Consider the following 10,074-nt stretch of genomic DNA (forward strand, 5'->3'; position numbering starts at 1 on the left):
GCCTCACCCACCAGAATAACCCCATCAAAATAACAAAGTGAACTGGGGTGCGACATGATCACCAAATTAATCAATCAAGATTTAATTTCGCTTAATCTACAAGCAACGTCTAAAGATGACGTTTTTAACGAACTTATCGACATTCTTCATGCTCAAGGGCGAATCTCTGATAAAGCCCAATTTTTAACGGACATCAAAGCGCGTGAAGAGGTGGGTAACACAGGTTTCGAAGAAGGCATTGCGTTACCGCACGCCAAGAGTGCGGCAGTTACCGAACCCGCTGTCGCGATCGGCATTAGTCGTCATGGAATAGATTATGGCGCAGAAGATGGTTTGCCATCAAAACTGTTCTTTATGATTGCCTCTCCAGATGGTGGCGATAACCACCATATTGAAGTCCTTGCAGAGCTCTCTTCTAAACTGATCGAAGACGGTTTTATTGAGCGCTTTTTAGCTGCTCAATCGAATCAAGAAGCCTTAGATTTATTGTTAGAAAAACCTCAACCTGTTATCGCGATCTCAAATGAAGAAAGCAAAGGCTTTGTGATTGGCGTCACCGGATGCCCAACAGGTGTCGCGCATACCTATCTTGCAGCTGAAGCGCTTGAAAAAGGCGCGGCTGAGCTCGGGTACGAAATCAAAGTCGAAACCAATGGTTCGATTGGTATAAAAAACAGCCCAAGCGCTGACGACATTGCTCGCGCTGATGCAATCATCATCGCGAGTGACAAGCAAGTAGAAATGGCGCGTTTCGCTGGCAAACGTCTGATAGAAACCAATGTCAAAGCGCCGATTCGGGATGCAAAAGCGGTGATTAACGAGGCATTAAATGCGCCTATTTATGACGCTAAATCGGCGCCAGCGACTCAATCTTCGGCTGAAAAAGCTACTCAAGCGCGTGGTAACTTATATCGCTATTTGATGAACGGTGTTTCTCATATGATCCCGTTCGTAGTCACCGGTGGTTTGCTCATTGCGCTCGCACTAGCAGTCGGTGGCGAGCCTAGCGAATCGGGTATGGCAATACCGGCAGGCAGCATGTGGAATCAAATCCTTGAAGTCGGTGTGGTTGCCTTTACCTTAATGATTCCAATTCTTGCGGGCTACATCGCCTATGCCATCGCTGACCGTCCTGCTCTTGCTCCAGGCCTGATTGGTGGTTGGATTGCAAACAACGGTTCATTTTACGGCGCAGAAGCTGGGACTGGTTTTATTGGTGCCATCATAGCCGGTCTGTTAGTAGGCTACTTTGTTAAGTTCATCACCTCGATCAACTATCACAAATTCATTCGTCCACTCGTGCCAATCATGATCGCTCCGATCACAGGCTCACTGTTCATTGCCGGTTTATTCATCTTTGTTATTGGCGCGCCAATCGCGGGACTAATGGATAGCCTTAACGCCATGTTAACCAGCATGAGTACTGGCAATGTCGTGTTGTTAGGTATTGTCCTTGGTGGCATGGCTGGCTTCGATATGGGTGGCCCGTTCAATAAGGTCGCATTCCTATTCTCTGTTGGCATGATTGCAAGCGGTCAAACTCAATTTATGGGTGCGATGGCGTGTGCAATCCCAGTCGCGCCTCTAGGTATGGCTCTCGCTACAGTGCTTGGCCGCAAGCTTGGTATTTTTGAAGAATCAGAAATTGAAGCAGGTAAAGCATCAGGCGCAATGGGTCTGGTTGGTATCTCTGAAGGTGCCATTCCATTTGCAGCACAAGATCCTCTTTCTGTTATTCCAGCGAACGTACTCGGCTCTATGGTCGCGGCGGTTATGGCCTTCACATTTGGAATTACCAACAGCGTCGCTCACGGCGGCCCAGTCGTTGCCCTACTTGGTGCAATGAATTTACCGCTGCTTGCATTGCTATCTATGGCGACCGGCGCTGCTGTGACGGCAGTAACGTGTGTGACCTTGAAAAAAATCCGTAAAGCGAAGCTCGTTGCAGCGATCGCATAACCATCAGTACTTATCGAATGGCTTGAGCTTCAACTCAAGCCATTTTGCATTTCATCCTAGCCTATGGCGGTCACTTTTATGCAAAATCATTCCTTCGAACCAAATTACGCACCTCAAACCGTTTTCTTTCCAATGACCAATGTTATTCAAAACTATGCATGGGGCAGCCCATCATCGTTTACTCAACTGTTTGGCACTGAAAATCAAACCGGTGAACCTCAGGCTGAAATTTGGATGGGCGCTCATCCTAATGGTTGTTCCACCGTCAGTAATCAAAGTGGAGAGCCTACAAAATTGTCCTGTTTGATCGCGCAAAACATCAATGCTTTCTTAAGCGAAAAAGTCGCTTCCCGCTTTGGTGAACTTCCATATCTATTTAAAGTGTTGGCGGCGGAAAAAGCACTGTCGATACAAGTTCATCCAAACAAGACTCAAGCAGAACGTGGGTTTGCTCTTGAGGAACAATTAGGCATTCCACATAGCGCGGGCAATCGCAACTATAAAGATGCCAATCATAAACCGGAGCTTGTCTATGCGTTGACCGAATATCACGCTATGAATGGCTTTAGACCAGTTAAAGAGATCATTGCTAACTTTACTGATCTTGCGATCCCTGAGCTTGATTCACTACTCAGTCATTTGCGCGCCAACCCCAATGCTCGTGGTTTATCGCTGTTTTTCTCAGACCTACTCTCTATTGAAGGAGAAGCAAAACATCAAGCCATCAACGCTCTGCTCGCTCACGCGAACCATTGCGCAGATCCATTATTTGCATTGATTATCGAGCTGGAAAATCAATACCCTGGTGATATCGGCTTATTTGCGCCATTGATGCTTAACGTGATTACATTGCAACCTGGTCAAGCGATGTTTCTTGACGCAGAAACCCCTCACGCTTATTTAAAAGGCACCGGGCTTGAGATTATGGCTAACTCAGACAATGTGCTACGAGCTGGACTTACGCCTAAGTTTATGGACATCAATGAGCTTGTTTCATGTACCCGCTTTGATGAAAAACCACTAGAAAGCTTACTCTTAAACCCAACGGAACAAGACGACATGTTGGAGTACCCCATTCCAGTAGAGGACTTCAAATTCGCCATCGTTTCGCATTCAAAACAGCGTCAAATCCACACAGAAAGCGCCGAGATATTACTACCTCTTGATGGAGCAATGGTACTGACTCATGGCAATGGTGAGTCTTGCTCAATTGAAAAAGGCCAATCCGTCTTTATCCCAGCCTACGCGGACAACTACATCATTGACTGTGAAGGACGAGTCGCTCGCGCCTACAGTTAATCCACTACTGCTCTCTACAGCCTCGCACTCGCGGGGCTTTTTTATATCGAGTGTTCCCCTAGCTCAATTCTCAATTCTCAATTCTCAATTCTCAATTCTCAATTCAGAGCGCCCCTCCATTACGATCAAACTTCCCACCGTTTTATTAATGACCTCTATCACACTTGGATTCGCTTGATACAAATCTACAGTGGATGGTTTTTTTTTGCTATTTCGCAATACCTCCACTTGGATTAATTTTATCACATCACTTAAACACCTGAGTTAAACATGATTACCACACTAACAAACGTCAAATCAATTAAACACGAACTGAAAGCTAATAATAAAAAAGAAGTGTTCGAAGAGTTGGCTCAAATGCTATTTGATGAGAATCGAATCAGTAATAAAGAATCATTTTTACAAGATATCGAAACGCGTGAGTCTGTCAGTGTTACATCAACTGATGGTATCGCTTACCCACACGCCAAAAGCAAAGCGGTTACTGAACCAGCTATCGCCGTAGGTGTAAAGCCTGAAGGCATTGAGTATGGCGACGAAGATGGTATCAAACCAACCGTATTTTTTATGATTGCTTCTCCAGATAATGGCGCAGATCATCATATTTATGTACTACAAGAACTATTTGGTAAATTCAGCGATGAGTTCATCCAAGATATTAATAACGCAAAAAATGAAGAAGAAATTCTGAATATTTTAATCAATTCATAAGGTGGATTATTTATGAGTACCCTAACAGCTCAAAATACCAGCAACAGTGATTTTAAAAAGACACTCAGCACATTAAAAGGGCACCTACTTTTCGGTACCTCTCACATGTTACCTTTTATCGTAGCAGGTGGTGTTTTATTAGCTCTAGCGGTAATGGCGTCAGGTAAAGGTGCCGTTCCTGCTACAGGCATTTTGGCGGATATTTCAAATATCGGCATTAAAGGTCTAGTTCTGTTCCCAATCATCCTTGGTGGTTTCATCGGTTATTCAATCGCTGATAAACCAGCTCTAGCTCCAGCAATGATCGCTTCTGGTATCATGGCTGACATGGGCGGCGGCTTCCTTGGTTGTATCGTGGCAGGTTTCATCGCTGGTGGCGTGGTTTTCCAACTTAAGAAAATCCCTCTATCAACGAACATGACGGCACTTGGCGCATACTTCATCTACCCTCTGATCGGTACTCTAATTTCTGCAGGTATCGTACTTTGGGGTATTGGTGAGCCAATCAAACTGTTCATGGCTTCAATGAATGAATTCCTAGCGTCAATGGCGGGTGCATCAAAAATCGTTCTAGGTACTATCCTAGGTGGTATGACTGCATTTGATATGGGCGGTCCTATCAACAAAGTTGCGACGCTATTTGCTCAAACTCAAGTTGATACTCAACCTTGGTTGATGGGTGGCGTTGGTATCGCAATCTGTACTCCACCACTAGGTATGGCTCTAGCAACGTTCCTATTTAAGAAGAAATTCTCTAAACAAGAACAAGAAGCAGGTAAAGCAGCAGCAATCATGGGTTCAATCGGTATCTCTGAAGGTGCTATCCCATTCGCAGCTAACGACCCAATGCGTGTACTTCCATCAATCGTTGCTGGTGGTATCGTAGGTTGTGTATTCGGTTTCCTAACTGACACGCTACTGCACGCACCATGGGGCGGCCTGATCACAGCTCCTGTATCAAGCAATATTCCAATGTATGTGGTTGGTATCGCACTAGGCTCTCTAACAACGGCACTTATCGTTGGCTTCTGGAAACCAGTTGCTGAAGAAGAAGCTGAAGAAGATCAAGTAGCAGCACCAGCTCAAGCTGCAGCTCCAGTGGCAGGTGAAGGCGAATATGATGTTGTAGCGGTAACTTGTTGTCCATCAGGTGTTGCACACACTTTCATGGCTGCAAAAGCACTAGAAAAAGCAGGCTTAGCTGCTGGCATCAAGATCAAAGTTGAAACTCAAGGTCAAAACGGCATTCAAAACCGCATCACTGACTTAGACGTGGCAAACGCGAAACTGGTTATCCTAGCTCACGATATTCAAGTGAAAGATGCTCATCGTTTTGCCAACGCTAAAGTGGTTGAATGTTCAACCAAAGAAGCCATGAAACAAGCTGCGACACTGATTCAAGCGTAATCGACGTAGCCGACAAATTAGATGTAATTTCTAACCAGTCCTAACCCATCCGATACTTTCGTTGAGAGTATCGGATTTTTCTATTTGATGGGCCTGTTTCAACACTTTAACTGCACACGAAGTGCGTCACAAACATCGATTATCATTTTGCTTTACGCTATGGTTTTGCCCTCCACCACCATAAGCTAGCCGTTATTATAATTTCATTAATGATTCACAATGAATTTGCCTCTGACGCTGAGCATTATCGACATAATCGAAGATCATCTACCTAGTAGAGTGACCATCCACGAAATTGCTCAACAATGCAGTTTCAGCCGTTCATACTTGCAGCACCAATTTAAAGCCACTACCGGATTCTCAATTTCTCAGTATCAAAAATATCGCTTGATAAGCCTCGCCGCACGCCAACTGACAAATAGTGAACAACGGGTCCTTGATGTCGCTGTTGAATATGGTTTTGAATCCCAAGAAGCGTTCGCGCGAGCATTCCGACAATATACCTGCACCCTGCCTTCACAGCTGCGTGGTCAAGATGTCTGGGCCGACAGAATGTCGTTTCCACGCCTCGACATCAAACGTCTACAACTGCTAGCGTCAATACTGAGTTTACCTCTGACTATTTTGTCGCAAAGTCCCACCCGTTGGGGATGCTACACCTTCACCATTGATAGCTCCTCTAGAGACATAGACGTAATCGTAAAAGCGATTGATAACGCATACCAAGGTTTAATGGCTGAGCCTTATTCCGCCACCTTGCCTCTCCATCGGGCACAAGTCATCGAGTTTCGGGAGCATAACCAAAATCTCAGCAGTACTTACCCTCTCTCGATCGCGATTCCTTTTTCCGAACAGCAAAGCATCCCTGAAGAACTATTCGAATTGCGTTTACCAACAACTCAACTCGCCACTATTTCACTGCCTGAACCCAATTACGTCACTATCGCCTTTAATCAGTTATATCAAAGAGTTTATCAAGAGCATCAATGTTACTTCGCCGGCTTACCCGCCTATTGGATCTACGATCATCAAACAGGCCACCTGCAACACAAATACCCAGTGGAACTTCGCGAACAGGCAGATGCAGACAGTACATGGCAGCTTTTCGACAAAACCAATGAAGTATTACTTGATGAAACTCACCTAACCCTATCGTCACATTGGATTCCCCAGGCACAACGAGCAGGTACTCGCAGGCTGACTACCCTAATTAATCAGCTCACTTCATCTACGTCAGTCAAACAGCACATTAAGGCGGTGATATTTAACCGTCCTGATGTCAATTCAGCAGACCAATACCAATATTTTATCTGTTCGCCACATCCATTAACGCAGCCCAATCAGTCGACCGAGAAAGATGACCTGATTCACTGTGAAGGCTGGTATCTGAAAACACGTTGGCAAGGCAGCGACATCTACCAGCTAGAAAATGACATAGAGAAATTCTATCTACGCTTACTCCAACACGAGCACTATCAATATCGACCAGCACCTGAGGTATTGCGAAAGCTAACGTTCACTCAAGCCCAGGCAAAAAATGCCACCGCAGCAGCGGCCAAAAGTGGCGACGATATCATCCGCTTTGAGCTACTCACGCCTATTTTCGTCAATAAGCGCCTATAGAACCAATCAAGCGTTACCTCTACCGACGCATAGCAAAAAGGCCGTATCGCTACGGCCTTAGTGATCAGATAACCCCTCAATTAAAAATTCACCAATTGGATCACCTGATGAGCTTGTTCTGGATGAGCAAACTCTATTTGCGCCATGGTTGGGGGACCTTGTAACGCGGGGTTATTTGAATAGCCAAACCCTTCCGTAGGCAGACCACTGACATCTGATGTAAGTTGCTGATTATTATCTACATCTTGATAGGCAAATATCGCATATTTTCCAGTAGGTAAGCCTGGTATCGTCACCCCGTGCTCAACTTGTTCCGCAGAATATCCTTGTGCATGGACACTTGGCAGCCCCATCAGATCATCATGTTCTGCATAGACCAATACAATCACTGGCCCAGAATCTTGAATATTTTTAATCATTACCGACAATGGCGCTGAACCATCAGCATCTGCTTCAACACTCGGTAGAATCTGAGGTTTGAACATCAAAGACAACACTAACGCAGCTGATACCGCCCCGCCCATACCAATCGATAAACGCCTTGTTTTCGATAACTTGGTTTTATTTTCGCGTATCCAAGCAGGTATCCAGATTGAAGCAGCGCAGAGCAATATTAAGATCTCATAATGGCCTTCAAAGCGCTGGCTCATCAACATAGGCGCCATTAAATAAATCATTACTGTGTGCCAAGCGAAAACTTGCAACGAATGACGCCCTAGATAACTGAGCGGACGACAATCTAGCCAGGTCGGGCGAATACGAATCATCACAGCAATAATATAAGCCCATAGCGCAATATTGGTTGCTCTCAGCCAACCTAGCTCTGGTTTGTCGGCGAGTGAATAGAGCACACCTTGATGAATACCTAAGGAAATAAAGGCGCCATGATGCATCGCCATAATCAACAACGCCAATACACAACAAATGACAAAGATTGGCAGTGAATACCAACGGAATTCTGGGTTATTCGCCGCAAAACCCAATGCTGAGGCCACCACAAATAGTAATTGCCATGCGAACGGGTCAAAGTAGCCGGTTTTTAAATCGAACTGAGGAGATAGGTCCGCCAAAGAAGAGACCAGTAGCTGATCGGTAATGAAGCCGCTCATCCCCCAAACAATCAAACTCACTGCCATTACCATCATCATCCAGCCACGACGATAAGCGGCAATGATCACTGGTAACAAAGCGATATACATAATATAGAGCGGTAAGATTTCGAGAAAATTAGGCTTGTTGACCAGTAAAACACTCCAAATCACCGTCGAATAAGGCGCTTCAACCAGATTGGTAAAGTTTGGTAGTAATGTTTCAGCGGCTTGCGGCCAAAAGAGCACACAGAAAGCAAACCAAACAAAAATCACCACTAAACAAGCGATATGATAGCGGTAAATACTCCATGCCCTGCCCCATGCCTTTTGTCTAATGTCTATAAGGCTAAGCGCCGGTCTGCTATAAATAGCCCCCGCTAGAAAGCCGGACACAAGCACAAACCCTTCTGCGGCACCAAATTGCCCAAAAGGTTGTAAGGTGAACGTTTGAAAAATTGAGCTGCCACCACTTATCCAAAATAAGTGATTAAGAGTCATAACCAACAGCAATAACCCTCGAATCGAATCTAACGCGGGAATGCGCTTCATCATCATATCCTTATCGAATGTTAATCAGAGGACAGTATGCACACTCGCACTACCAGCGATCTGACCGATTGTGCTATGAATATGATCTCCATCGAAATACCGCATAAAGATACAATGCAAAGACATGAGCAAACCTGCTGCAACATAGGGATACAGCAGCGGAAAAATGACATTTGAGAGTGGGAAGGAAAAGATTAAGCGCAGCTGAGCAAAATAAAACAGCCGACGCTTTAATAGCATCGGCTGATGGCAACCAAAACTAAGGTATTTACCTAGGTAACGACTTGGCTATTTACGCGTTTTTTTCTCGGTTCGAGACATGTATAACTTTCACCGGAAAGAAGCGATCTTTGATAAACAAAAAAGCCCCGGAGATAAGAGCCAACACTGATACAAAGAAAAGCGCGTGCATGTGTAAGAACCATGCAAATATAGCCGCCAGAAAAGCAATAAAGGTAATCATGCGGCTGTTTGTCATTACTTGACCTAATTTTCTATCCATAACTCCTCCTCTATCTACCTGAAATATCGAAAAAGCACGAACAAAATGAAGACATGTTCCGTCTTTGGCTCATCAACAAGCCCAACTTGTGCGCCTATATTATCCAAACAATTGTATATAAAAACCGCAAACGAGATCGCAAATCAAAACAAAGATCCACTACGAATTAGGTTCTGTGAAAGGCGCCTCAAATATCTAGGAGGATGACTTAAAGGTAAACATCAATAAAGAAATAGCCTGTCATAGCGAGACTAGATAATGCGACAAATGCTTTGATATGGGAGGCTTTAAGCTGGCGAGAAACTCTCGCTGCAATATAGCCGCCCAGCAAACTACCACTGAGCACCGCGAACCCTGGCAGCCATGCAATCACTCCTTGCAGATAGAAAACCACAATAGCACTTATAGATACACCACTGGATACAACCAATTTAATTCCATTCATTTGATTAATGTCTTGATAACCAGCAAGCACTAAATAACTCAAGACGACAATGCCTAGACCTGCGTTAAAAAATCCCCCATAGACACTCACCATCAATAGTAAAATAGGAAGCGCCCATTTCGCACTGCCTATACGCTTCAACCATTCACTCAGGCGAGCACCAAACAAAAACAATAAGGTGGCAAACAACAATAACCAAGGAATGGAGTGAGTAAACATTTGCTCACTAATGGTCAGCAATAACGCCGCCCCAACCGCGCCACCAATCACACTCAATAGGAGAATAACGAGCACTTGTTTGGGTTGATGAATAAAATCATGACGAAAGCCATATGCTCCCGCAACATAGCCTGCGCTCACAGCAAACGTATTCGTCGCATTGGCCACTATTGGTGGAATTCCGATAAACATTAACGCTGGAAAGGTAATAAAACTGCCCCCTCCCGCAACGCTATTAATGACGCCACCTAATACACCAGCAATAAACC

At 44.8% G+C, this 10,074-nt stretch carries 8 protein-coding genes; 5 read left to right on the forward strand and 3 right to left on the reverse strand.

Annotated elements, in window-relative coordinates; translation table 11 throughout:
- Nucleotides 1-54 precede the first annotated feature (54 nt).
- The 5 genes from RH85_RS07460 to RH85_RS07480 all read left to right on the forward strand — a co-directional run bounded on the left by RH85_RS07460 (nucleotide 55) and on the right by RH85_RS07480 (nucleotide 6,999).
- Nucleotides 55-1,959: a fructose-specific PTS transporter subunit EIIC gene (locus RH85_RS07460; RefSeq protein WP_006711603.1), complete on the forward strand. Its 1,905-nt coding sequence runs from the start codon at nucleotides 55-57 to the stop codon at nucleotides 1,957-1,959.
- Between the two features lie 78 nt (nucleotides 1,960-2,037).
- The gene (manA, locus tag RH85_RS07465) at nucleotides 2,038-3,258 is read left to right on the forward strand and encodes a mannose-6-phosphate isomerase, class I (RefSeq protein ID WP_006711604.1); all 1,221 of its coding nucleotides are present in this window, start codon (nucleotides 2,038-2,040) and stop codon (nucleotides 3,256-3,258) included.
- A 270-nt stretch (nucleotides 3,259-3,528) separates the two neighbouring features.
- Entirely contained in the window at nucleotides 3,529-3,969 is a 441-nt protein-coding gene (locus RH85_RS07470) for a PTS sugar transporter subunit IIA (RefSeq protein ID WP_006711605.1), read from the forward strand.
- A 12-nt stretch (nucleotides 3,970-3,981) separates the two neighbouring features.
- Nucleotides 3,982-5,376: a PTS fructose transporter subunit IIBC gene (locus RH85_RS07475; protein ID WP_006711606.1), complete on the forward strand. Its 1,395-nt coding sequence runs from the start codon at nucleotides 3,982-3,984 to the stop codon at nucleotides 5,374-5,376.
- A 219-nt stretch (nucleotides 5,377-5,595) separates the two neighbouring features.
- A complete protein-coding gene (locus RH85_RS07480) occupies nucleotides 5,596-6,999 on the forward strand; it encodes a helix-turn-helix transcriptional regulator (protein WP_006711607.1) in 1,404 nt (467 codons plus the stop codon).
- Between the two features lie 80 nt (nucleotides 7,000-7,079).
- On the opposite strand, the gene opgC is transcribed toward RH85_RS07480, so the two are convergent.
- The 3 genes from opgC to RH85_RS07495 all read right to left on the reverse strand — a co-directional run.
- Complete coding sequence (opgC, locus tag RH85_RS07485; RefSeq protein ID WP_241210366.1) at nucleotides 7,080-8,645, reverse strand: OpgC domain-containing protein; 1,566 nt, start codon at nucleotides 8,643-8,645, stop codon at nucleotides 7,080-7,082.
- A 286-nt stretch (nucleotides 8,646-8,931) separates the two neighbouring features.
- The gene (locus RH85_RS07490; RefSeq protein WP_006711609.1) at nucleotides 8,932-9,141 is read right to left on the reverse strand and encodes a hypothetical protein; all 210 of its coding nucleotides are present in this window, start codon (nucleotides 9,139-9,141) and stop codon (nucleotides 8,932-8,934) included.
- A gap of 208 nt (nucleotides 9,142-9,349) precedes the next feature.
- Nucleotides 9,350-10,074 (reverse strand): sulfite exporter TauE/SafE family protein (locus RH85_RS07495; RefSeq protein WP_006711610.1); only part of this gene is annotated, 725 nt, incomplete at its 5' end.

The organism is Vibrio ichthyoenteri ATCC 700023, from assembly GCF_000222605.1.
GTDB lineage: Bacteria > Pseudomonadota > Gammaproteobacteria > Enterobacterales > Vibrionaceae > Vibrio > Vibrio ichthyoenteri.